Below are 24,090 nucleotides of genomic sequence, written 5' to 3'. Positions count from 1 at the left end.
TGCTGCAAGTCGAACGGTTGGTGCAGTTCTACGTTCCGCTACGAGGTTACCCCACCGTAGTTACTGGTGGGTAACTTACCTCCCTGCCCGATCGACCATACATCTGCACCCCGACTGTTAGGGAGACCACGTTGGCTTACCTCATCGCCGCAGGCACTAACCTTCCGTCGGTGAACGATTCATCGGCTCGGACACCGGCACCGGAACCACTCCCCCTCACCGGCGAGCGAACAGTGCCCGACATCGCCGAGGAGAACTACTGGTTCCGCCGTCACGAGGTGGTCTACCGCGCCCTCGCAGAGCGGTGCCGCGACCGCACGGTACTCGAAGCCGGATCGGGAGAAGGCTACGGAGCCAACATGATTGCCGAGGTCGCGTCCCTCGTCGTCGGCCTCGACTACGACGTCTCGGCCGCGGCTCACGTCCACGCGCGCTACCCCGCGGTGACGATGGTGCGCGGCAATCTCGACCGCCTTCCGTTCGCGGATTCCTCGGTCGGTGTCGTCGTCAACTTCCAGGTCATCGAACACCTCTGGGACCAAGGCGCGTTCCTGGCCGAAGTGCACCGCGTCCTCGAGCCCGGCGGCACGCTGTTGATCAGCACACCGAACCGCATCACCTTCTCGCCCGGACGCGACACTCCCCTCAACCCCTTCCACACCCGCGAACTCGACGCGGCAGAACTGACCGAGTTGCTCGTCGCCGCCCGCCTCGAGGTCACCGAACTCACCGGAGTCCGGCACGGCAGCACGCTGGCCGCCCTCGACGCCAAACACGGCGGATCCTTCATCGACGCGCAGATCGAACGAGCACTCGCCGGTGAACCCTGGCCCGCCGAACTCGCCGAGGACGTCGCCGCGATCACCATCGCCGATTTCGACATCGTGGCCGACCGTATCGACGACAGTCTCGACCTGGTCGCCGTCGCCCGAAAGAACTCGGCTGCGGTGATCGGGTGACATCCGGTGCCACCGTGCCGGGCATGTTCTCCCTCGTGCTGCACTCGCACCTGCCTTGGTTGGCCAATCACGGCAGGTGGCCCGTCGGCGAAGAATGGCTGTATCAGTCCTGGGCCGACTGCTATCTCCCGCTGACCGCGGCGCTGGAACGACTGGCCGACGACGGTTACACCGACGTCCTCTCGCTCGGCGTCACTCCGGTTCTCGCGGCCCAGCTCGACGATCCGCACTGCCTGGCCGGCATGCACCATTGGCTCGGAAACTGGCAGCTACGCGCGCACGAAGCAACCGACCCCGCGCTCTCGATACGCGAACACAGGGCATCCGCCGCAGCTCTGGACCGCTTCGAGACGCGATGGCGACACGGCGGCTCGGCAGTACTTCGTCCGCTGATCGACACGGGCATCGTCGAACTGCTGGGTGGGCCGCTCGCGCACCCGTTCCAACCGTTGCTCGACGACAGACTGCGGCGGTTCTCCCTGAGTGAGGGCCTACGCGACGCCGCCGCCCGATGGGGCACCACCCCCCGCGGTATCTGGGCACCGGAATGCGGATTCACCCCCGGTATGGAAACCGAATACGCGGCCGCAGGCGTCTCGCACTTCATGGTCGACGGCCCCGCCATGCGGGGCGACACCTCCCTCGGCCGGCCGGTGTGGGATTCGGACGTTGTCGCGTTCGGGCGCGATCTCCCGGTCAGCTACCGCGTCTGGTCACCGAAGTCCGGCTACCCGGGCCACGGTGCCTACCGAGATTTTCATACCTACGACCACGCGACCGGACTCAAACCGGCCCGGGTCACCGGCCGTACCGTCGACTCGAACGACAAGGCTCCCTACGAACCCGCGCGTGCCGCGGCAGCAGTGGACCGTCACGTCGCCGACTTCGTCGACGTGGTGCGTCGGCGCTTGATCTCCGAATCCGAGCGGATCGGCCGCGATGCCGTGGTGGTGGCCGCGTTCGACACCGAACTGTTCGGGCACTGGTGGCACGAGGGGCCACAGTGGCTCGAAAAGTTGATGCGCGCACTGCCCGCCGCGGGCGTCACCGTTGGAACGTTGAACGACGCCCGAGAACAGGGATATGTCGGAGCCCCACTCGAACTGCAGGATTCTTCCTGGGGATCGGGCAAGGACTGGCGCGTGTGGGCAGGCGACGACGTCGCCGACCTCGTGACACTCAACGCCGAGGTGTCCCGGACCGCGCTCGATGCCGTCGACGCCTCCCGTGCAGCCCGAAGCCGGGCTGGTGGCCCCGAACTGCGCAATCGAGTCGACGATCAGATTCTGCGTGAGACACTCATGGCCGTGGCCAGCGACTGGGCGTTCATGGTCAGCAAGGACTCCGCGGCCGGATACGCCCGAGAGCGAGCTCACGTCCACGCCCATGCGCTACGTGAAATCGCTGCGGCGCAGCAGCACCCGGCCCGAGCCGAAGAATTGGCGCGGCAATGGAATCAGGCCGACGGACTGTTCGCGGCGCTGGATGCACGCAGACTGCCCGGTGCACGCCGAGAAGGCCCAGGGGGGCGTAGATGAGAGTTCTGATGGTGTCGTGGGAGTACCCACCCGTGGTGGTCGGCGGGCTGGGTCGCCACGTTCATCACCTGGCGACCGAGCTGGTGCGCTGCGGGCACGAGGTCGTCGTCCTCTCGCGTCGACCGACCGGCACCGACGCGTCCACCCATCCCACGTCCCATCACATCGAGGACGGCGTGCTAGTGGTCGCCGTCGCCGAGGATCCGGCGCACTTCGTGTTCGGAGAGGACATGCTCGCGTGGACTCTGGCGATGGGGCACGCCATGGTGCGGGCAGGGGTCGCACTCGGTAAACCCGGCCTCGGCGACGGCTGGCAGCCCGATGTCGTCCACGCCCACGACTGGCTGGTCGCGCACCCGGCCATCGCTCTGGCCGAGTTCTACGACGTGCCGCTGGTCTCGACCATCCATGCCACCGAGGCCGGACGCCACAGCGGCTGGATCTCGGGCACCGTCAACCGCCAGGTCCATTCGATCGAATGGTGGCTCGCGAACGATTCCGACGCGATCATCGCGTGCTCGGCGTCGATGAAGGACGAAGTCACGGCCCTGTTCGACGTCGCCGAGTCGGCGGTCTCGGTCATTCGCAACGGCATCGACGGATCCGCGTGGAGTTTTCGACGCCGTCAGCCCCGCTCCGAGCCCGCGAAATTGCTCTTCGTCGGTCGTCTGGAATACGAGAAGGGCATCCAGGACGCCATTGCCGCTCTGCCACGCATCAGACGAAGCCACCCCGGCACCACGCTGCACATCGCCGGCGAAGGCACTCAGTTCGGGTGGCTGGCGGGTCTGGCACGCACCCACCGCGTCGCCAGGTCGGTGTCGTTTCTCGGCAACCTGGACCACCCCGATCTGCTCGGATGGCTGCACGGTGCCGACGCCATCGTCCTGCCCAGCCGGTACGAACCCTTCGGCATCATCGCCCTCGAGGCCGCGGCCGCGGGCATTCCGTTGGTGGCATCGACGGCCGGCGGACTCGGTGAGGCGATCGTCGACGGCGTCACCGGGCTGTCCTTCCCTCCGGGTGATGTGGCGGGCCTGACGGCGGCGGTGCGGAGGGTGCTGGACAACGCCGATGCGGCGCAGGAGAGAGCCGTCGCCGCTCGGGAACGTCTCACCGTCGACTTCGACTGGAAGCACGTCGCGGAGTCGACGGCTCGGGTGTACCTCGAAGCCAAGCGCAAGGTTCGCCATCCGCTGGGTCGCCCGCACATCGTCGAACGCGCCCTGCCCGATCGCAGCTGACCCCATGTGAGTGGAACCTCGTAGTCCACTACGAGGTTCCACTCACATGGGTCTCAGCTCTCCCGCGCCGCCTCGGCCTGACCGAGAGCCTTCTTGCGCGCAATGTCCTCGAGTGCCGCGATGTACTTCGCTCGCTCGGCTGCGCCGGCCTCCCAGGCCGTCTTGCGATTGCGGACGACTTTGGCCGGGGCACCGACGGCGATGCTGTAATCCGGAATCTCACCCTTGACGACGGCATGGGCACCGAGGACGCAGCCTCGCCCGATTCTGGTTTCCCGCAGGATCGTCACCTTGGCGGCGATCCAGGTGTCGGGTCCGATTCGTACCGGGCCCTTGACGATTCCCTGGTCCTTGATGGGCATGTTCACGTCGTCCATCCGGTGGTCGAAGTCGCAGATGTAGCACCAATCGGCCACGAGCGTCGACGCGCCGATCTCGATGTCGAGGTAGGTGTTGACGACGTTGTCCTTGCCGAACACCACTTTGTCTCCGATACGGAGCGAACCCTCGTGGCACCGGATGGCATTGCCGTCGCCGATGTGGACCCACCGGCCGATCTCGAGGCGAGACAGTTCGGGTGTGGCGTGAATTTCGACGTTCTTGCCGAGGAAGACCATGCCCCGCAGGATCACGTGCGGGTTCGCGAGCTTGAACTTGGCCAGACGGTAGTACCGAACCAGATACCAGGGGGTGTACGCCTTGTTGGCGAGCACCCAGTCGAGGGACGCCCGCGTGAGAAACCGCGCCTGCTCGCTGTCGCGTCGTCTCGACCCGCGCCAGCGTGTTCGCAGCGGCGCGTTCCACATACTCGTCATGGACGTTCACCCTAGTTTCTCGCTCGCCCGCTCTCTGCCGGCACCCGTCAGCGGGCTAGTGTTGTCTCTCGACCGGTGCCCGGGCATCGGCGCAGCAGGCCGAGCGACCGCCGATCGAAAGGGCACAACGGACATCATGGGGAGTGCTCGAATGCGTGTCGGGTTCGGTGCCGGTTCGACGTCCGGAGCAGGCAAGGGTCTGACTGCAGTGGCGGCGACGGTCCTGTTGACCATTGCCGGGTGCAGCACGGAACCTGCTGCCATCGAACCGCTCTCGCCCGACTCCTGGCCCGCGGCGCACGCGAACCTCCGCAACAGTGGCTCGACGGACGTATCGGTCGGTGCTCCGCTGACGCTGAACTGGACTCGACCCACCGGCGGCACCGTGACGTCACCGGTGTCGATCGGCTCGACCGGTCAGATGTTCGTCACTGCCGCAACCGAATCGGGCTGCAACCTGTTCTCGTTCGAGATCGAGTCCGCCCGCAAGCGCTGGTGCAACCGGATCGGCCCTGCCGTGGTGACCGCCACCCCCACCGTCGATTCTGCGATCAATGTCTACATCGGCGACGAAGGCGGGCTGAATTCGTACAACGATCATGGGCAATTACGTTGGCGTACACCGGTATACGGTGTTCCGAAATCCGCGCAGTTCTTGGGCGACGGCAGCGTGCTGTCGATCACCCAGGTGGGTCAGGTCAGTGTCCTCGATTCACAGAACGGCCAACTGCGAGTACCCATTCTCGATCTCGTTCCGGCCCCGGACTTCTTGACCGACCCCGACGCGGACTTCGAGCCGATGGACACCGGACTCGCCCAGTGCAGTTCGGGCGAATCCGAATGCGCTGTGCCCGCCGCGCCTGCGGTGGACCGCGACAGCGACGCCATCTACCTGACCCTGTGGCGACCGGGTTCGATTGCGCCGCAACTCGTCTCGCTGCAATACTCCCGCGACGGCGCACCTGGACTCGTCGAACGGTGGTCTTCCGATCTCCTTCCTGCAGGCGTCGCATCGTCCCCGGTGCTCTCCGAGGACGGATCGACGGTCTACATCGCCGACGTCGACGGGCGACTGACCGCATTCGACACCGCGGACGGAAAACAGAAGTGGACCGAGGGCACGGGACTCGGAATCGGAGGCAGTCCATCGATTGCCTCGGACGGCACCATCGTCCCGGCCGGCGGCGACGGCACCCTGATGGGACTTCGAGACAACGGCGACTCGGCCGAGCGCGTGTGGGTTCGCGACGATGTCGAACAGGCCGGAGCAGCAGCACAATCCGCTGACGGGCGCGGACACACCGTCGTTCGCGACGGCGACGGGCTGGCTCTGCTCACGTTCGACGCGGCAACGGGCGACAGCATCGATTCGCAACCCCTGCCCGACGTCGTCGGCACCACCGTCGGCACGTCCGTCGGTCCCGACGGGCAGGTCGTCACAGCGAGCTACCTGGGTGAGATCTTCACCTACACCGGCTGACGGACCGCGCCCGGCTCGCAGACGAACGCCACGGCAGAGCGCTCGATGCGAGTGATGACGACCGACAGCGAGACCCGGCCCCGCAGCTTGAGTTTGGGCCTGAGCAGCGCTGGATCCACGTCGACTCCGCGCACCAGGATCTCCACCGCGCCGCACCCCAGTCGATTCAGTTGCTGCCGAAGCACTTTCTCCGAGAACTTCGACTGTTCGAGGATTCGGAAACCACGCACTCCGACGGGAACGGCGTCGCCCGTCAGGTACGCGATCCTCGGATCCAATTGCCAGAGATCGAATTTGGCACCGTAGTGGCGCACCAGTCCGGCGCGCACGACCGCACCGTCCGGATCCACGATGTACTCACCGGGCGGCCGAACGGGAATCTCGTCCGACTCGGCGTCGGTGATCTCGAGCGCACTGCCGTCGGATCGCAGGACCGCGGCACGACGCCGAATTCCGCTGTCGCCGAGACCTTCCGACCACAGGCACGCCTCGCGTACTCCCCCGTCGAGGGAGACCACCTCGATCTCACCGGGCCAATCGAGGGCGTCGAAATCGAGCCCGGGGGCGCATTTGACGACCAGGTCTCGCCCTCGATACGCATCCAGAAGATCCGGCAACGGAGGCTCGAGCGCCGCGGGATCGTGCCGTCGGCGACCACCGACGCGTCGTCCGGGATCGGCCACGATCACAGTTCCCCGTGTCGTCGGGGTCAGTGCGTCGGCGCGCAGTACCGTCGCGGACGGCACGTTGTGGGCAGCCATGCGCACCCGAATCGGGTCCAAGTCGCTTCCCACCGCGAGTTCGGCCGTGTCCACCAGCGCCGCCAGCTCGCTGCCGATGGAACAGGTGACATCGTGCACCCGCCGTCCGGCCAGGCGGTCTGCGCGCCTGCGGGCGACGATCGTCGGCGTCGCCTGCTGTACCGCTTCGTCAGTGACGAGCCAGCCGTCGGACCCCAGCAGCTTCGCTCGCGCCTTCCGCCGCACCGTCACCGTCTCGACGAGGGCCGCAACGTGCTCGGGGTAGCGGGCACGTACCGAGGCGATATCGCGCAGAGAAGTTCGCGCGTCGAGGTCCAGTCGGTCGACTGCACCGACTGCCTCGGCACCGGCCTCGCTTCGCAGGAAGTCGAGGTCGGTGCCGGTGAAGTCATAGCCCACGGTTGGGACCGATCGATGCGGCGTCGGCCGCACGGCCGACTGCGGTGGAACGAATCAAGCGCGGGGCGCGGGCTTGGTTCCGGTGATCATCACGTTGTAGAACATGCCTCGCGGTACCACGTGCTGCAAGACCTTCTCGTCGACCCAGCTCAGCGTCTTCCACCCGTTGAACGCGAACTTGGCCCAGTTCCAGCCGAGCTTGCCTGCCGGAACGGCAGCCTCGAACGTGCGCACCGGCCACCCGAGCAGAGCGGCAGCGAACTCCTCGGTGTTGGCCTGCACTGCCTCGGCACCTGCCGACAACGCAATGTTCTCGAGGTCGGTCGGATCGAACGTGTGCAGGTCGACGACGGCCTCGAGTGCCGCAGCTCGCGAGGACTCGTCGAGCTCTTCCTGCGGTTTGCGCCAGTCCGCCAGGAACGGCAGCTTGGTGGCGCGAGTGGTCGCCTCCCAGGTGATACGGCCGAGCCAGCGAGCGTAGAAGTTGCCCACGGTGGTCGGCTCGCCGGCGAAGACGAAGCGTCCACCGGGCTTGAGAACGCGCAGAACTTCTCGAAGAGACTGCTCGACGTCCGGGATGTGGTGAAGGACGGCGTGGCCGACCACCAGATCGAAGGTGTCGTCGTCGTACGGAATCGTTTCTGCGTCGGCCACACGCCCGTCCACATCGAGACCGAGGTGCTCGGCGTTGCGCAGCGCAACCTTGACCATTCCGGGTGACAGGTCGGTGACCGACCCCTTGTCGGCTATCCCGGCCTGCATCAGGTTGAGCAAGAAGAATCCTGTGCCACAACCCAATTCGAGCGCACGCCCGTACGGCAGAGCCGATCGAGCCGACTCGTCACCGGACACCGCCTGATCGAACCTACCCCGGGCGTAATCGATGCAGCGCTCGTCGTAGGAGATCGACCATTTGTCGTCGTAGGTCTCGGCTTCCCAGTCGTGGTAGAGCACCTGCGCCAGTTTGGTGTCCGACCGCGCTGCCTCGACCTGCTCGGCCGTGGCGTGCGGATTCGGTGCCGGATCGACCTCGCGGTCTCGCGCCTCGGCCGAGACGAGAGGCGTCACAGAAGCAGTAGGTCGATTCGCACCGTCGTGGGGGCTTGCAGTCATGAGGCGAGCCTACTATCCGGTAGCCATGGAACAAGTTCGTCCACCGACCTCGGTGCTCAACGCCCGGTGAAAGCGGCCTTTCCCGGTCCGTTCGCGATGAAGGATTCCATCCCGATGGTCCGGTCCTCGGTGGCGAACAGGGCTGCGAACTGCTGTGCCTCGACGCGCAGTCCGCTGGTCAGGTCGACGTCCAACCCCTGATCTATGGACGCCTTGGCCGCAGCCAGAGCGCGTGACGCCCCGGTCGTGAACTGCCCCGCCCATGCGCGCGCGGCGTTGTACACCTCGTCCGGCGCAACCACCTCGTCCACCAAACCGATGCGCAGGGCCTCCTCGGCTCCGACGAAACGGCCGGTGAAGACCATGTCCTTGGCGCGACTGGGCCCGATCAGACGGGCCAGGCGCTGGGTGCCGCCGCCCCCGGGAATGACTCCGAGCAGCACCTCGGGAACGCCGAGCTTGGCATTGTCTCCGGCGATGCGTCGGTCGGCTCCCAGCGCGACCTCGAGTCCACCGCCCAGTGCGTATCCGGTCACCGCGGCCACGACCGGTTTGGGAATCGTGCTGAGCGAGCCGAGGGCGGACTGCAGCTCCGCCGCGGTATCGGTCATCTCGACGACGGACATTGCCGCCATTTCCTTGATGTCGGCACCGGCCGCGAACACCTTCTCGCCGCCGTAGACGATGACCGCTCTGACGTCGGAGTTCACAGTGGCTTCACGCGCCGCAGCCCGGATCTCCTCCTGCACCTGACGATTGAGCGCGTTCATCGGTGGGCGATCCAAGCGAATGGTGCCGATACCGTCGGATACTTCGAGAGTCACGAACTCAGCCATGGCCGAAGGCTACCGCGCCCGAGTTCAGCGATCCGACCAGGGATGGACCGATCCCGCGTAGTACGCGTCCTCGCCGTCGAACTCCACTCGGACGGTGCCGTTCTCCCGGGTCAGAACGGGCAGGACGGCCGCGATCGTCTGCTCGTGATCGAGAACGTCGGTCACCGTGTCGAATCGGCTCAGCGCATCGAGCTGACTCCACGTCGGTGGCAGAAGGACGGTCGTACCCGAACGCCAGTCCGCCAACGCATCCTCGGCCGAACGCCAGCTCACCGACGCCGCCTCGCTGGTCTCACCGTCCGCGTTCTGGCCGTCCGGGAGTACGGCAACGAAGAACCTCGTGTCGTACCGACGGGCTTCACCGATCGGGGTGATCCAATGCGACCACGGCCGCAGCAGATCTGCCCGCAGAACGAGATCGTGGTCGGTGAGAAATTGGGCGAACGACAGCTCCCGGCGCTCCAGGCGACCGCGTTCTGCGGCGAACCGGGCGGTGTCCGCGACGACCGAATCCGCCGTCGGACCGGCCAACAACACGCCGCACTCCTCGAACGTCTCGCGCGCCGCTGCGCACACCAGCGCCTGCGCCTTCCCCTCGTCCGTGCCGAACCGGTCGGCCCACCACGACGGCGGCGGACCTGCCCACTCGATGTCCGCAGCCGCATCCGACGGATCCACGCCGCCACCGGGAAACACCGTCATGCCGCCCGCGAACGCCATCCCGCCGACGCGTTCGAGAAGGAACACCTCTATGCCGGGTCGTGATCGGGCGTCACGGATCAGGATGACGGTCGACGCGTCACGTGCGGGAACCGGATCGGCGTCGGTGCTCGAACTCATCTCCGCAACGTACCGCCGAGCCGGTGCGACCCAGCCATGCGGTCCGCTCTAGCGGCGGTGCGCTCCGGCAGCGCGCGTCCGGCGCGCGAAGTAGCGACCGTCGACGCGATCGAGGGTGATCGACTGACTGAATGCCTCGGTCAGGTTCTCTGCGGTGATCACGTCGTCGACCAGGCCCTGAGCGACCACGCCGCCTTCCTTGAGCAGCAGTGCGTGGCTGAAGCCGGGCGGGATTTCTTCCACGTGGTGGGTGATCAGCACGGTCGCGGGAGCATCGGGGTCGGCAGCCAGATCGGCCAACCGGGCTACCAGTTCCTCGCGGCCGCCGAGATCGAGGCCCGCGGCGGGCTCGTCCAGCAACAGCAGTTCGGGATCGGTCATCAGGGCACGGGCGATCAGCACTCGCTTGCGCTCACCCTCCGACAGGGTGCCGTAGGTCCGCGTCGCGAGATGTTCGGCCCCGAGGCTCTCGAGCATCTCGACGGCCCGTTCGGTGTCGATCGCGTCGTACTTCTCCCGCCAACGTCCCAGCACGGAGTAGCCGGCGGATACGACCAGGTCGGAGACGAGTTCGTCGGCAGGAATTCGGTGCGCCAACGAGGACGACGACAGGCCGATTCGAGGACGCAGTTCCGAGACATCGGTTCTACCCATCACCTCACCGAGCACGTGAGCGACACCGGACGTGGGATGGATCTCGGCGGCAGCGATACGCAGCAGCGACGTCTTTCCTGCACCGTTGGGCCCGAGTACGACCCACCGTTCGTCCAGTTCCACCTTCCAGGTGACGGGACCCACCAACGTCACGCCACCTCGGCGGACTACGACATCGGTGAAATCTACGAGCAGGTCGGGATCCGGTTCAGACACGGCTCCTATCCTCCCGCACACTCCCCGCGCAGACACGGCAGGATGTGCACGCGTGTCGCCCATTGACGATGTACCTCGCACCTTCAGCCGTCCCGTCGACGGGGCCGCCCGCGTGAATCCGCCCGGGCAGCCGTTCCCGCTGGGTGCCACCGTGCATCTCACTGGTACGCAATTCGCAGTCCACGCTCCCGGCGCAGACGGCGTCGAGGTCTGTCTGATCGACCCGGACGGAGGCGAACGTCGCGTCGAACTGAGCACGCGGACCTTCGGCATCAGGCACGCCTTCGTCCCCGACGTCGGGCCAGGCGTGCGGTACGGCTTTCGTGCCCACGGCACCTGGGATCCCCACTCTGGCCGACGGTTCAACGGGGCCAAGATCCTGCTCGATCCGTCCGCCCGCCAGGTTTCCGGTGACTTCGGGGATCCCGCGGCGCTGTTGGCCTACGAGGACGACGCGTTCGGGGCCCCCAGCAGTCGCGATTCCCTCGGCCACCTTCCGCTCGGCGTCGTCCGCGGACCGTCGAACAACGGCAACCGACCGGCGCGGCCGTCGGTCCCCTGGGACAGAACCGTGCTCTACGAACTGCACGTCGGTTCGTTCACCGCGCGGCACAACGGTGTAGCCGAACACCTTCGCGGCACCTACCTCGGGCTCGCGCAACCGGCCGTACTCGAGCACCTGGCTCGAACGGGCATCACGTCGGTCGAATTGCTGCCGGTGCACGCCACGTTCACCGAACCCGGCGTGCGCGCTCGGGGGATGCGAAACCATTGGGGTTATTCCACCGGCGCGTATTTCGCTCCCGATCCGCGTTTCGCCGCCGTACGCGGCAACGAAGTGGACGAGTTCCGGACGATGGTCGACGCGTTGCACAGCGCAGGAATCGAGGTGATCCTCGACGTGGTCTACAACCACACGTGCGAATCCGGGGTCGACGGCCCGTCGATCAGTTGGCGGGGGCTCGACGCGCCGGGGTACTACCTGCTCGACGGCCGCGGATCGGACGTCGATCTGACCGGTTGCGGCAACACACTCGATTCGGCGTCTCCCGCTGTGGTCCGCATGGTCTGCGACAGCCTCCGCTATTGGGTGGAGGACATGGGCGTGGACGGGTTCCGATTCGACCTGGCCAGTACGCTCGGCCGGCCGGGCGGTTGGCGATTCGATTCTCGTGCACCGTTGTTGACGGCGATCGGTACCGATCCGGTGCTGTCGGCCGTCAGGTTGATCGCCGAGCCCTGGGATGCGACCGGTGCCGGATATCAAGTGGGCAACTTCGGGGTCATGTGGTCCGAGTGGAACGACCGCTACCGAGATACCGTGCGAGGCTTCTGGGCCGGCCATCACGGAGTGCGCGAACTGGCTTCCCGCCTGGCCGGTTCCGAGGACCTCTTTGCCGGCAGCGGTCGACTGCCGTGGGCGTCGATCAACTTCGTCACCGCGCACGACGGATTCACCGCACGCGATCTGGTCTCCTACGAACGAAAGCACAACGAAGCCAACGGCGAACAGAACAGAGACGGCACCGACAACAACTCGTCGGTCAACTACGGCGTCGAGGGACCGTCCGACGATCCCTCCGTCCTCCAGGACCGTGGACGACACGTTCGTGCCCTGCTTGCCACCCTGGCGTTGTCGACCGGAACACCGATGCTGCTCGCAGGTGACGAACTCGGCCACAGCCAGGGTGGAAACAACAACGCCTACTGCGTATCTCACGATGCACCGGCATCCGACGCCTGGGCCGTCGACTGGGACAGCGCAGACCAGAACATGATTCGCTTCGTCGCGCGCTTGCTGCGGGTACGTGCCAGCGCCCCGACACTGCGTCAGCAGGAATTCTTCACCGGCCGGGCGACGCCGACCGGTCGACCTGACCTCGTCTGGTTCGATTCCGCCGGAATCGAATTCGATCACGAGAGATGGAACGACGATTCGGTACGCACGATCTCCGCCTGGGTCGACGGGTCCGACGTGCGTTCCTACGCGTCCGACGGTGGGCAGGTGGACGACGCGAGTTCTTTGCTGATCTTGCATTCCGGCGGCCCGGCCGAGATCACGCTGGCCTGCCCCAGCTGGTCGTCGTCACGATTCGTGCCCGTCCTCGATTCCTCTCGCGTGGACGGCGTCCCATCCGATACCACTGCGCGGGAAGCAGGTTCGAAGATTTCGGTGACCGGCTCGACGGTGCTCGTGTTCCGCAGCGCCGGTAGGTGAGTCATGAACAGCTGCACGAGCGGTCCTACCCCGAGCGCGTAGAGCACCGTACCCACACCGAGAGTTCCGCCGAGCAGCCAACCGGTGAGTACAACTGTCAGTTCGATTCCCGTGCGTGTGAGGCGAATCGACCATCCGGTGCGCGCCACCAACCCGGTCATCAAACCGTCTCGGGGGCCCGGGCCCATTCCCGCACCGATGTAGAGCGCCGTGGCGAAGGCATTGACGACGATGCCGGACACCATCGCCAGTGTCCGAACAATCGGCCCGTCCAGATGGGGCAGGATCGCCGACGTCGTATCCACGGCAACAGCAATGACGATCACGTTGCTCACGGTCCCCAAACCCGGACGCTGCCGGAGCGGTATCCACATCAGCAACACCGCGACGCCGGTGATCGCAGTGATGGTTCCGAAGCTGAGCGACAGGTGCCGCGACAGACCTTGGTGGAACACATCCCAGGGGTTGACTCCGAGTCCACCGGCGATCATCAGCGACATGGACGCGCCGTACAGCCACAGGCCGACGTAGAGCGCCGTCAGGCGAGACGGGAGACGACGGCCGGCGACGCGTAGCGGTGAGAAAGACATGGCTTCAGTGTCCGGCCACTGGATACCTCGTTCGATAGCCAGTTGCGCGACAGTGGACCCCCGACCGATGCTACGTTACGTCCGGACAGCGATCACAGTCGTCGAACCGGGAGCCACTTCGGTGAATCCAGCATCTCGAACTGCGACGGCGCGACCCGCGCGGACCTCGTCCAGCGCGTGCGCCCACTGCTCCGGATCCGCCGAGCGAACCGAACAGGCGAAACCGGTATCGGCCCAGGCTCGACAGTCGTCGACGCTCATCGCACCGGCCAGCAACATCGACGCATGACCCACCTGCGCGGCGGCTTTGCCCACCGTCATCGACAGGGACGCGTCGATCCACAGCACCGGACCGGCGCTCGGCGGTGACTCTTCTTCGGCCGGGACGTCGGTGCCGCCGATCTGGAGACGCTTGATGCGCGGGTCCAGATCGCCCACGCGGCCCGGCACGAAAGCACGGGCCGAAGTGTTCCCGACCTCGACCGTGACACCCGGAACTTCTTGCGCCGCAGTCCATTGCGCGCCGCGGGCACGGCGCGCAACCTTCCTGATCCTAGCCGAGGTCCATGCGACGAAAGGCTCGTGCCACGAGGCGTCGACACCGACCCGTGGGTCGAGGCAGAGCGCCACGACAGCGCGAGCGGCGGCTTCGAGTAGATCGTTGCGCACCGGCGGGTCGGCCTTGGGTATGTGCAACACCATGGGCATCGCCAGCACGTCCGACGGGTCCTCGGGGTCCTCCGCGCCGCCGTAGCCGCGGGCCAACTCGGCGTGACGCGAGGCGAACGTGTTGGCGTCCGAGTACTGCTCGGGTGCAGCCGTATCGGTCGACGATTCGACGCGGTCCGGATCGGCGGAGTCGTCGACGGCAGCGTGAGCGTCGATCATGGGATCGGGACGCGGCGGACTCCCCCGTCGACGGCATCCGCGGCTTCGATCTCGTTTCGGGTAACCCCGAGAATGAACAGGACGGCGTCCAAGTACGGGTGCGAGATCGCAGTGTCGGCGATCTCGCGCAGTGCGGGCTTGGCGTTGAACGCAACGCCGAGGCCGGCCGCGGTGAGCATGTCGATGTCGTTGGCACCGTCGCCGACCGCGACCGTCTGCTCCATCGGCACTCCGGCCTGGGCGGCGAACTCCCGCAGCGCCGTCGCCTTCGCAGCACGGTCGACGACGTCGCCGATGACGCGGCCGGTCAACTTCCCGTCCACGATCTCGAGGGTGTTCGCCTTGACGTAGTCGAGTTCGAGTTCGTGAGCGAGTCCCTCGATCACCTGGCGGAATCCACCCGACACGACACCGCAGGCGAAACCGAGACGGCGAAGCGTCCGGATGGTCGTTCGAGCCCCTGCTGTCAGCTCCAAGCCATCGGCGACGTCGTCGATGACGGATGCGTCGAGACCGGCCAGCGCCGCGACACGTTGCTCCAACGACTCGGCGAAGTCGATCTCTCCCCGCATCGCCGCCTCGGTGACGGCACGTACCTCGTCCTCGCGCCCGGCCCGGGCGGCAAGCATCTCGATGACCTCGCCCTGGACCAACGTCGAGTCCACGTCGAACACGATGAGTCGTTTCGACCTTCGCGCGATACCTGCTCGTTCCACTGCGATGTCGACGCCGATTCCCGCCGCGATCGCGGCGAGGCCGGTGCGTAGCTGAAGGTCTGCCTCAGGCGAGGTGTCGGTAGCGGTGACCTGCAGTTCGAGGCCCGTCACCGGGTAGTCCGCGATGCCACGGATGGAATCGATATTGGTTCCCTGCCGGGCCAATTCGCGAGAGATGGTGCTGAACGCTCGTGCAGTGACCGGGCGGCCGAGCACGACGACGACATGCGTGGCCAGCGTGCGTCCACCGTTCTGTGCCGCATCGATCTCGACGTCGACATGGACGCCGACCGTGGCCATCGCGTCTTCCAGTTCTTCCTGGAGCGCCTCGGGATCGCGTGGACAGGTCAGCAAGACTCCCAGCGTCAGCCTCTTTCGAATGACCACCTGTTCCACATCGAGCAGGCTGACGTCGTGCCGCGACAAAGCCGCGAACAGCACCGATGTGACACCTGGCTTGTCGGGTCCCGTCACCGTTACCAACACCGCAGTGTCGTTCGATCTCACCGAATCTCCCTTTCGCACTGTCCACCCAATTACTGCTGTGCCCTGCTCGTATCCCATGACTGCCGCCGAACGGACCGGACGCGCAGAGTAAATTGTCGCAAGCGAAGAGCCCCGCCCGGTAGCCGGGAGGGGCTCTCGCTGTGCTGTGGACTACCGGGGATCCGGGTCGCCCGAACCTTCGTGATCGCTGGTCGCGATCGGAGCCCGGCGGGCCTGTTCGAGTACCGCGGTGGTCTTGCCACCGTGAGCACCCGGACCGACGTGCGCTTCGGACCGCATCCGCTCGACCATGTGCGGGTAGTGCAGCTCGAACGCCGGACGTTCGGAACGAATCCGGGGCAGTTCGGTGAAGTTGTGCCGCGGGGGCGGGCACGAGGTAGCCCACTCCAGCGAGTTTCCGTAACCCCATGGATCGTCGACGGTGACGACCTCACCGTAGCGGTACGACTTGAACACGTTCCAGACGAACGGCAGCGTCGAGGCACCGAGGATGAAGGCACCGATCGTCGAGATGATGTTCAGCTCGGTAAAGCCATCGGACGGCAGGTAGTCGGCGTAGCGACGCGGCATGCCTTCGTTACCCAGCCAGTGCTGCACCAGGAACGTGGCGTGGAATCCGAAGAACGTCAGCCAGAAGTGCCACTTGCCCAGCGCCTCGTCCATCATCCGGCCCGTCATCTTCGGGAACCAGAAGTAGATGCCTGCGTACGTAGCGAACACCACGGTGCCGAACACCACGTAGTGGAAGTGGGCGACCACGAAGTACGAGTCGGTGACCTGGAAGTCGATGGGAGGCGATGCCAACAGCACACCGGTCAGACCGCCGAACACGAACGTGATCAGGAAGCCGATCGAGAACAGCATGGGCGTTTCCAGAGTGACCTGGCCCCGCCACATCGTGCCGACCCAGTTGAAGATCTTCACGCCGGTCGGAACAGCGATGAGGAACGTCATGAACGAGAAGAACGGAAGCAGCACTGCTCCGGTGGCATACATGTGGTGCGCCCACACGGCGATCGACAGGGCGGCGATCGCGATCGTCGCGTAGATCAGACCCGAGTAACCGAAAATCGGCTTGCGGGAGAAGACCGGGAACACCTCGGAGACGATTCCGAAGAACGGCAACGCGATGATGTAGACCTCGGGGTGGCCGAAGAACCAGAACAGGTGCTGCCACAGCAGCACGCCGCCCGTTGCCGGATCGAAGAGGTGCGCACCCAGGTGGCGGTCGGCAGCCAGGCCGAGCAGCGCCGCGGTCAGAAGCGGGAACGCTAGCAGGATCAGAATCGACGTCACGAGGATGTTCCAGGTGAAGATGGGCATCCGGAACATCGTCATACCGGGGGCGCGCAGGCAGATCACCGTGGTGATCATGTTGACGCCGCCGAGGATTGTTCCCAGACCGGCGATGGCGAGGCCCATGATCCACAGGTCGGCACCGACACCGGGCGAGTGCAGAGCAGAGGTGAGGGGCGTGTACGCCGTCCAACCGAAGTCGGCCGCGCCACCCGGGGTGATGAAGCCGGCCGTCGTGATCAACGCACCGAACAGGTACAGCCAGTAGGAGAACGCGTTCAGACGCGGGAACGCCACGTCCGGCGCACCGATCTGGAGCGGAAGAATGTAGTTGGCGAAGCCGAACACGATCGGCGTTGCGTACAGCAGCAGCATGATGGTGCCGTGCATCGTGAACAACTGGTTGTACTGCTCGTTGGACAGGAACTGCAGCCCCGGTACGGCCAACTCGGCGCGCATCAGCAGCGCCATCAGTCCACCGACGAGGAAGAATCCGAACGACGTGGCGATGTACATGATCCCGAGAACCTTGGGATCGGTTGTGGTCACCGCCTTGTGGATGAACGAACCCTTCGGTCCCATCCGCGGCGGGAAAGGCCGAGCAGCATCCACCGCGGGAGCGGGCCTAGGCGCTAGGGCAGTCACAGATCCTCCTGATTGCGCGTCCGACCCCGAACCACGAGGCGACGTCATCTAGTCGTGCGCTCCTCGAATCGTAGACCGTCGGACCGACGCTTGCCGAACCGGTCCTACCGTGTGTCGTATTGGATTCGAGCCGGCCATGGTGCGGGGTGCGATCTGCCTGCGCCATCGGCCTTTACGAGCCCGCCGACACACCCCGCGACACCGTCCGAACCCACGGCCGGGAAGGGTGCGCGGCAGTGCTCTGCGAGGGGCGACTTCCGTTACTGTGTGAGACCACCCGACCCGCAGAAAGAAGTTCCGCGTTGCCACTTCGACCACGACTCCCCCGCCGGTTCGCGGCGCACACCACGGGCACGGCGGCCGCTGTCTGTCTGATGGCAGCTGTGGCGCTGACCGGGTGCTCCGATTCCGCGACCGAGGACGACGCATCCACCATCGTTCGTAGTACGACGAACATCGCCGGAGCGGGGGTGGTCGGCAACAACCGGGACACCGCCGGGCTGTGTCCAGCACTTGCCCCACTCGACCCGACCGGAGTCGAAGGCGATACCCGCCCCGTCGGACACGCCGAGGGAATCAGTGCCATACCGGCCGACCCACAGCGCATCGTCGTGCTCGACGCAGCCGGCCTCGACGCCAGTTGTGCGGTCGGGATCTGGGAACGCGTCGTCGGCGCGGCCACGCTCGACCCCGACTTTCGGGGAGACGGAGACCAACCTCTGTACCTGGGTACCGGCCTGGCGTCGGTTCCGTCGGTCGGCCCGGTCGGTGCGCCCGACCTGGATGCGATCGCCGCCCTCGACCCGGACCTGATCCTGGGTGCCGATTCCCTCGGATCCGATACATACGATTCGCTGACGGCTATCGCTCCGACCGTGTTCACCACAACCGGACAGGGATGGAAAGACACCTTTCTGCAGTCCGCCGCCGCTTTGGGTCGAGGCCAGGCAGGATTCGATCAGCTGGCGTCGTTTTCCGCGGATGCCGAACGGGTCGGGCGCGAGATCGACGCAACCCAGACGCAGGCGTCGGTCGTGCGATTCGATGGCGACTCCATCGAGGTCGACGGCCGGGACTCGTTCGCCGGCCAGGTGCTCGCCGAGGTCGGCGTTGCACGGCCACAGAATCAACGTGACGCTGCTTTCTCGGTCGAGCCCGGCAACCTGGAGCCCGTCGAGGGCGACATCGTCTACGTGCGATTCGCGGGCCCGGACGGCGAGACCTTCGGCCGCGAGGTGATGGACGGCGACGCGTGGCACGCTCTCGGCTCGGTCACCGACGGGCGGGTGTTCGCGGTGAACGACACGGTCTGGTCGGGTAGCGGGGTCGTCGCGGCGCGGGCGGTTCTGGCCGATCTGTCCGCTTCTCTGAACGCCTACGTGTCCTGACGCGATGCCCATTCCGGACTTCGTTCAGGCGCTGCGCAGCGTCGTCGGCACGTCCCCACTGTGGCTGTCCGGTGTCAGCGCGGTCGTTCTCGACGACGATCGGCGCGTGCTGCTGACTCTGCGGGCAGACAACAACACCTGGGCGGTGGTGTCGGGAATCCTCGAGCCCGGCGAGGAACCTGCACCCGCCGCGCTGCGTGAGATCGGTGAGGAGACCGGCGTGGACGCCACGATCGTGCGCCTGACGAGCGTCGACGTGACGGAGCCCATCACTTACCCCAACGGCGACGTCGCGCAGTACCTGGACATCACGTTCCTCGCTCGCTACACCGGCGGCACTCCCCATGTCGCCGACGACGAGAACCTCGACGTGGCCTGGTTCGAGCTCGACGGTCTACCCGACAACCTCACGGCCACTTCACGATTGCGGATCGCGAAAGCCGTCGCCGACGACCCGTCGGCGTGGTTCCGTCGCTGACTCCCCCACCGCACCGAACACAATTCCCAGGAACCGACCCCACTCGGTCGTTAATGTGATATCACTTTAGTATCACCATCGAGAGGGAGGTTCCGATGTCCGTACCCACTACCGTCGCCGAGAAGCCGACGGGTACTCCGACCACCACCATCGCCGAGCGCACCGGCTGGGATCTACCCGGCTGGTCGATGCTCGGCGTCGGTCTCGTGTTGTTCCTCGGCGGAGTCGCCACGTTCGTTCTCGGACTCGTCTTTTCTGTGGTGGCGCTCATGGCCGTCGGAGTCGCGCTGTTCGTGCTGTCGTTGCCGGCACTCATGGGTTTGACTCTGGTGCAACCGAATCAAGCTCGCGTTCTGCAACTGCTCGGCAGTTCGTACAGCGGAACGCTGCGCACCCCGGGTCTACGCTGGACCAACCCGTTGACGTACCGCAGAGCCATATCGACGCGCATCCGCAATCACGAGACCGGCCAGTCGAAGGTCAACGACGCCGACGGCAATCCGATCGAGATCTCTGCCATCGTCGTCTGGCAGGTGGCCGATACGGCCCTGGCGTCGTTCCAGGTCGACGACTACGAGGAGTTCGTGGCCGTCCAGACCGAATCTGCCGTTCGCCACATCGCCGGTAGCTACCCGTACGACGCCGAAGGCCGAATGTCGTTGCGCGAGAACGCCGACGAGATCACCGCCGCCATGTCGGAGGAGGTACACGCGCGGGTGAGATCGGCCGGCGTCGAGGTGATCGAGACCCGCATCAACCGTCTTGCCTATGCTCCGGAGATTGCGCAGGCCATGCTGCGACGCCAGCAGGCCGGAGCTGTCATCGCGGCGCGTCAGCAGATCGTCGAAGGTGCGGTGGGAATGGTGGAGATGGCGCTCTCGAAGCTCGAAGAGAAGCACGTCGTCGAACTCGACGAAGAGCGGAAGGCGGCGATGGTGTCGAACCTGCTCGTCGTGTTGTGCAGCGATCGCGATACCCAGCCCGTCGTCAACACCGGATCGCTGTACCAGTGAGCCATGGCCGTCGAGCGTAAGAAAATCCTGCTTCGGCTGGACCCAGCGGTGCACGACGCCCTTGCCCGCTGGGCCTCCGACGATCTCCGGAGCACCAACGCTCAGATCGAGTTCCTACTGCGCCGAGCATTGAGCGACCAGGGCCGAATGCCGAAGGATGCCAAAGACATTCGCGCGCCGGGCCGCCCACCGAAAGAGTGAGCGGCCCGACGCGCGAACGAGTCTCTAGAAGTCCCAGTCCTCGTCTTCGGTGTTGACGGCCTTTCCGATGACGTACGACGAGCCCGACCCGGAGAAGAAGTCGTGGTTCTCGTCGGCGTTGGGCGACAGTGCCGACAGAATGGCCGGATTGACATCCGTCTCGTCCTTGGGGAACAGCCCCTCGTAGCCGAGGTTGTTCAACGCCTTGTTGGCGTTGTAGCGCAGGAACTTCTTGACGTCCTCGGTCAGACCGATCTCGTCGTACAGATCCTGGGTGTACTCGACCTCGTTGTCGTACAACTCGAACAGCAACTCGAACGTGTAGTTCTTGAGTTCCTCGCGTCGCTCCTCGCTGACCTTCTCGAGACCCTTCTGGTACTTGTACCCGATGTAGTACCCGTGGACGGCCTCGTCGCGAATGATCAGCCTGATCAGGTCCGCCGTGTTGGTCAGCTTGGCCCGCGAGGACCAGTACATCGGCAGGTAGAAGCCGGAGTAGAAGAGGAACGACTCGAGCAGCGTCGACGCCACCTTGCGCTTGAGCGGGTCGTCACCGTGGTAGAAGTTCAGCACGATCTCGGCCTTGCGCTGAAGGTTGACGTTCTCCTCGGACCAGCGGAACGCATCGTCGATGTCGCGGGTGGAGCTGAGGGTGGAGAAGATGGAGCTGTAGCTCTTCGCGTGCACGGACTCCATGAACGCGATGTTGGTGTACACCGCCTCCTCGTGGGGAGTGATCGCGTCGGGAATGAGGCTGACTGCACCGACGGTGCCCTGAATGGTGTCGAGCAGTGTCAGTCCGGTGAACACGCGCATCGTCAGCTGCTTCTCGACGGCGGTCAGAGTGGCCCACGACGGGATGTCGTTGGACACCGGCACCTTCTCGGGCAGCCAGAAATTACTGGTGAGCCGCTCCCAGACTTCGGAGTCCTTGTCGTCCTGGACCCGATTCCAGTTGATTGCGGAAACGCGATCGATCAGCTTCACCATGTGTCCTATCTACCGAGAGAATCTGCCGAATATTGGCTTGCTTGAACACTACCCGTTGTGTCCGACATCAATACATGACACAACATCTGTGTCGCGCAGTGTCCGACCGACCTGGACCCGTCCACACGACGGCGAAGCCCTACAGCATGCAGGAAACGCAGCCCTCGACCTCGGTGCCCTCGAGGGCCATCTGACGCAGACGGATGTAGTACAGCGTCTTGATGCCCTTGCGCCATGCGTAGATCTGCGCGCGGTTGATGTCGCGAGTGGTGGCGGTGTCCTTGAAGAACAGCGTCAACGACAGGCCCTGATCCACGTGTTGTGTTGCGGCAGCATAGGTGTCGATGATCTTCTCGTACCCGATCTCGTACGCGTCCTGGTAGTAATCCAGATTGTCGTTGTCGAGATACGGTGCCGGGTAGTAGACGCGGCCGATCTTGCCTTCCTTGCGGATCTCGATCTTCGACGCCACCGGGTGAATCGACGAGGTCGAGTTGTTGATGTACGAGATGGAGCCGGTCGGCGGAACGGCCTGCAGGTTCTGGTTGTAGATTCCGTACTCCTGCACCGATGCCTTCAGCGCGGCCCAGTCGGCCTGCGTCGGGATGGCGACGTCGGAGTCGGCGAACAGCTTCGCGACCTTCGGTGTCGCAGGCTCCCACACCTGATCGGTGTACTTGTCGAAGAACTCACCCGACGCGTACTTGGAATCCGGGAAGCCCTTGAAGTACTGGCCGCGAGCCTTGGCCAGCTGGTTCGAAGCCTGGATGGCGTGGAACAACACCGTGTAGAAGTAGATGTTGGTGAAGTCGATTCCCTCGGTCGAGCCGTAGTGGATGCGCTCGCGGGCGAGGTAGCCGTGCAGGTTCATCTGACCCAGGCCGATCGCGTGAGAGTCGTTGTTGCCCTGCTCGATCGACGGTACCGAGAAGATGTGGGTCTGATCCGACACCGCTGTCAGGCCACGGATCGCCACCGCGATGGTCTTACCGAAATCGGGCGAATCCATCGTCTTGGCGATGTTCAGCGAGCCCAGGTTGCACGAGATGTCCTTGCCCACATGGCTGTACGAGAGGTCGTCGTTGAACGTCGACGGCGTCGAGACCTGGAGAATCTCCGAGCACAGGTTGGAGTGAGTGATCTTGCCCTTCACCGGGTTCGCACGATTGACGGTGTCCTCGTACATGATGTACGGGTAGCCGGACTCGAACTGCAGCTCGGCGAGGGTCTGGAAGAATTCACGCGACTTGATCTTGGTCTTGCGAATCCTCTTGTCGTCGACCATCTCGTAGTACTTCTCCGAGACGTTGATGTCGGCGAACGGCACTCCGTAGATGCGCTCGACGTCGTACGGCGAGAACAGGTACATGTCCTCGTTCTTCTTCGCCAGCTCGAACGTGATGTCCGGGATGACGATTCCGAGGGACAGCGTCTTGATGCGGATCTTTTCGTCCGCGTTCTCACGCTTGGTGTCGAGGAACTTGTACACGTCGGGGTGGTGCGCGTGCAGGTACACCGCGCCCGCGCCCTGGCGTGCCCCGAGCTGGTTGGCGTACGAGAACGAATCCTCGAGCAGCTTCATGATCGGGATGACGCCGGACGACTGGTTCTCGATGCGCTTGATCGGCGCACCTGCTTCGCGAATGTTGCTCAGCAGCAATGCAACTCCGCCGCCGCGCTTGGACAGCTGCAGCGCGGAGTTGATGGATCGTCCGATGGACTCCATGTTGTCTTCGATGCGGAGCAGGAAGCACGAGACGGGCTCGCCGCGCTGCTTCTTGCCCGAGTTGAGGAAGGTGGGTGTCGCGGGCTGGAATCGGCCGGCGATGATCTCGTCCACGAGATCGGTGGCCAGGGCTTCGTCACCGGCCGCCAGCGTCAAGGCCACCATGCACACACGGTCCTCGAAGCGTTCGAGGTAGCGCTTACCGTCGAACGTCTTGAGCGTGTAGGAGGTGTAGTACTTGAACGCACCGAGGAAGGTCGGGAAGCGAAATTTCTTCGAGTATGCGTGGTTGATCAGGAACTTGACGAACTCACGTGAGTACTGGTCCAGAACCTCGGGCTCGTAGTAATTCTCCTCGACCAGGTAATCCAGCTTCTCGTCCAGGTCATGGAAGAACACCGTGTTCTGGTTGACGTGCTGCAGGAAGTATTGATTGGCCGCTTCGCGGTCCTTCTCGAACTGGATCTCACCGTTGGGGCCGTAGAGATTGAGCATCGCGTTGAGCGCGTGATAGTCCATGTCACCGTCGCTGCGAACGGTCGCGGGTGCGGGTGCTGCGTCGGTGATGGTCGGTGCCAC

Annotated in this window: 20 protein-coding genes; 9 read left to right on the top strand and 11 right to left on the bottom strand. The window is 65.1% G+C overall.

Going from position 1 to position 24,090, the window contains the following annotated elements; all coding sequences use genetic code 11:
* The first annotated feature begins 170 nt into the window (after positions 1–170).
* Genes E4P29_RS08695 through E4P29_RS08685 form a run of 3 tightly spaced genes read left to right on the top strand, consistent with a single transcriptional unit; the run spans position 171 to position 3,741 of the window.
* Positions 171–959, top strand: coding sequence for a class I SAM-dependent methyltransferase (locus tag E4P29_RS08695; protein WP_245154226.1), 789 nt, complete (start codon positions 171–173; stop codon positions 957–959).
* A gap of 23 nt (positions 960–982) precedes the next feature.
* Complete coding sequence (locus E4P29_RS08690) at positions 983–2,497, top strand: glycoside hydrolase family 57 protein (RefSeq protein WP_135044216.1); 1,515 nt, start codon at positions 983–985, stop codon at positions 2,495–2,497.
* Positions 2,494–3,741 carry a glycosyltransferase family 4 protein gene (locus tag E4P29_RS08685; protein WP_135043844.1) on the top strand — a complete coding sequence of 416 codons (1,248 nt, stop codon included), beginning with the start codon at positions 2,494–2,496 and terminating at the stop codon, positions 3,739–3,741. Before E4P29_RS08690 ends, E4P29_RS08685 begins: the two co-directional genes overlap by 4 nt.
* A gap of 53 nt (positions 3,742–3,794) precedes the next feature.
* Here E4P29_RS08685 and E4P29_RS08680 read toward each other — a convergent pair whose 3' ends face one another.
* Positions 3,795–4,556 (bottom strand): acyltransferase, encoded by a 762-nt coding sequence (locus E4P29_RS08680; protein ID WP_135043842.1) that lies wholly within the window; start codon positions 4,554–4,556, stop codon positions 3,795–3,797.
* 151 nt (positions 4,557–4,707) lie between these two features.
* On the opposite strand from E4P29_RS08680, the gene E4P29_RS08675 reads away from it, so the two are divergent.
* Positions 4,708–6,036, top strand: coding sequence for a PQQ-binding-like beta-propeller repeat protein (locus E4P29_RS08675; protein ID WP_135043840.1), 1,329 nt, complete (start codon positions 4,708–4,710; stop codon positions 6,034–6,036).
* On the opposite strand, the gene E4P29_RS08670 is transcribed toward E4P29_RS08675, so the two are convergent.
* The 5 genes from E4P29_RS08670 to E4P29_RS08650 are packed head-to-tail and all read right to left on the bottom strand — an operon-like array spanning position 6,024 to position 10,855.
* Complete coding sequence (locus E4P29_RS08670; RefSeq protein WP_135043838.1) at positions 6,024–7,196, bottom strand: class I SAM-dependent methyltransferase; 1,173 nt, start codon at positions 7,194–7,196, stop codon at positions 6,024–6,026. The two genes, E4P29_RS08675 and E4P29_RS08670, sit on opposite strands and share 13 nt — an antisense overlap.
* A gap of 54 nt (positions 7,197–7,250) precedes the next feature.
* On the bottom strand, positions 7,251–8,309 hold the full coding sequence (locus E4P29_RS08665; protein WP_135043836.1) for a class I SAM-dependent methyltransferase: 1,059 nt from the start codon (positions 8,307–8,309) through the stop codon (positions 7,251–7,253).
* A gap of 56 nt (positions 8,310–8,365) precedes the next feature.
* Positions 8,366–9,145, bottom strand: a complete 780-nt coding sequence (locus E4P29_RS08660) for an enoyl-CoA hydratase-related protein (RefSeq protein WP_135043834.1) — start codon at positions 9,143–9,145, stop codon at positions 8,366–8,368.
* Positions 9,146–9,169: 24 nt separating this feature from the next.
* Positions 9,170–9,985, bottom strand: coding sequence for an NUDIX domain-containing protein (locus E4P29_RS08655; protein ID WP_135043832.1), 816 nt, complete (start codon positions 9,983–9,985; stop codon positions 9,170–9,172).
* Between the two features lie 48 nt (positions 9,986–10,033).
* Positions 10,034–10,855 carry an ABC transporter ATP-binding protein gene (locus E4P29_RS08650; protein WP_027496614.1) on the bottom strand — a complete coding sequence of 274 codons (822 nt, stop codon included), beginning with the start codon at positions 10,853–10,855 and terminating at the stop codon, positions 10,034–10,036.
* 61 nt (positions 10,856–10,916) lie between these two features.
* Here E4P29_RS08650 and glgX point away from each other — a divergent pair, with 61 nt between their 5' ends.
* A complete protein-coding gene (glgX, locus tag E4P29_RS08645; RefSeq protein ID WP_135044214.1) occupies positions 10,917–13,073 on the top strand; it encodes a glycogen debranching protein GlgX in 2,157 nt (718 codons plus the stop codon).
* A 665-nt stretch (positions 13,074–13,738) separates the two neighbouring features.
* Here the strand turns inward: glgX and E4P29_RS08635 are convergent.
* From E4P29_RS08635 to ctaD, 3 genes are all read right to left on the bottom strand, one after another.
* Positions 13,739–14,551, bottom strand: coding sequence for an aminoacyl-tRNA hydrolase (locus E4P29_RS08635; protein WP_135043830.1), 813 nt, complete (start codon positions 14,549–14,551; stop codon positions 13,739–13,741).
* Complete coding sequence (gene serB / locus E4P29_RS08630) at positions 14,548–15,774, bottom strand: phosphoserine phosphatase SerB (RefSeq protein ID WP_135043828.1); 1,227 nt, start codon at positions 15,772–15,774, stop codon at positions 14,548–14,550. The genes E4P29_RS08635 and serB overlap by 4 nt, the downstream gene beginning before the upstream one ends.
* 150 nt (positions 15,775–15,924) lie before the next feature.
* Positions 15,925–17,715, bottom strand: a complete 1,791-nt coding sequence (gene ctaD / locus E4P29_RS08625; protein ID WP_135043826.1) for a cytochrome c oxidase subunit I — start codon at positions 17,713–17,715, stop codon at positions 15,925–15,927.
* Between the two features lie 374 nt (positions 17,716–18,089).
* Between ctaD and E4P29_RS08620 the strand changes: the two genes are divergently transcribed.
* The 4 genes from E4P29_RS08620 (at position 18,090) to E4P29_RS08605 (ending at position 20,795) form a co-directional block, all read left to right on the top strand.
* Positions 18,090–19,103: an iron-siderophore ABC transporter substrate-binding protein gene (locus E4P29_RS08620; protein WP_135043824.1), complete on the top strand. Its 1,014-nt coding sequence runs from the start codon at positions 18,090–18,092 to the stop codon at positions 19,101–19,103.
* A gap of 4 nt (positions 19,104–19,107) precedes the next feature.
* Positions 19,108–19,581, top strand: a complete 474-nt coding sequence (locus E4P29_RS08615; protein ID WP_135043821.1) for an NUDIX domain-containing protein — start codon at positions 19,108–19,110, stop codon at positions 19,579–19,581.
* 95 nt (positions 19,582–19,676) lie between these two features.
* The gene (locus E4P29_RS08610; RefSeq protein WP_209205339.1) at positions 19,677–20,594 is read left to right on the top strand and encodes an SPFH domain-containing protein; all 918 of its coding nucleotides are present in this window, start codon (positions 19,677–19,679) and stop codon (positions 20,592–20,594) included.
* A gap of 3 nt (positions 20,595–20,597) precedes the next feature.
* Positions 20,598–20,795 carry a hypothetical protein gene (locus E4P29_RS08605; RefSeq protein ID WP_135043819.1) on the top strand — a complete coding sequence of 66 codons (198 nt, stop codon included), beginning with the start codon at positions 20,598–20,600 and terminating at the stop codon, positions 20,793–20,795.
* A 24-nt stretch (positions 20,796–20,819) separates the two neighbouring features.
* On the opposite strand, the gene nrdF is transcribed toward E4P29_RS08605, so the two are convergent.
* On the bottom strand, positions 20,820–21,785 hold the full coding sequence (gene nrdF / locus E4P29_RS08600; RefSeq protein ID WP_027496604.1) for a class 1b ribonucleoside-diphosphate reductase subunit beta: 966 nt from the start codon (positions 21,783–21,785) through the stop codon (positions 20,820–20,822).
* Between the two features lie 139 nt (positions 21,786–21,924).
* The gene (gene nrdE, locus E4P29_RS08595; RefSeq protein ID WP_205912783.1) at positions 21,925–24,030 is read right to left on the bottom strand and encodes a class 1b ribonucleoside-diphosphate reductase subunit alpha; all 2,106 of its coding nucleotides are present in this window, start codon (positions 24,028–24,030) and stop codon (positions 21,925–21,927) included.
* Between the last annotated feature and the right edge of the window lie 60 nt (positions 24,031–24,090).

It is taken from the genome of Rhodococcus sp. 1R11, from assembly GCF_004563845.1.
GTDB lineage: Bacteria > Actinomycetota > Actinomycetes > Mycobacteriales > Mycobacteriaceae > Rhodococcoides.
Note: the sequence above shows the minus strand (reverse complement) of the source record. Positions and strands in the feature narration are given on the sequence as shown.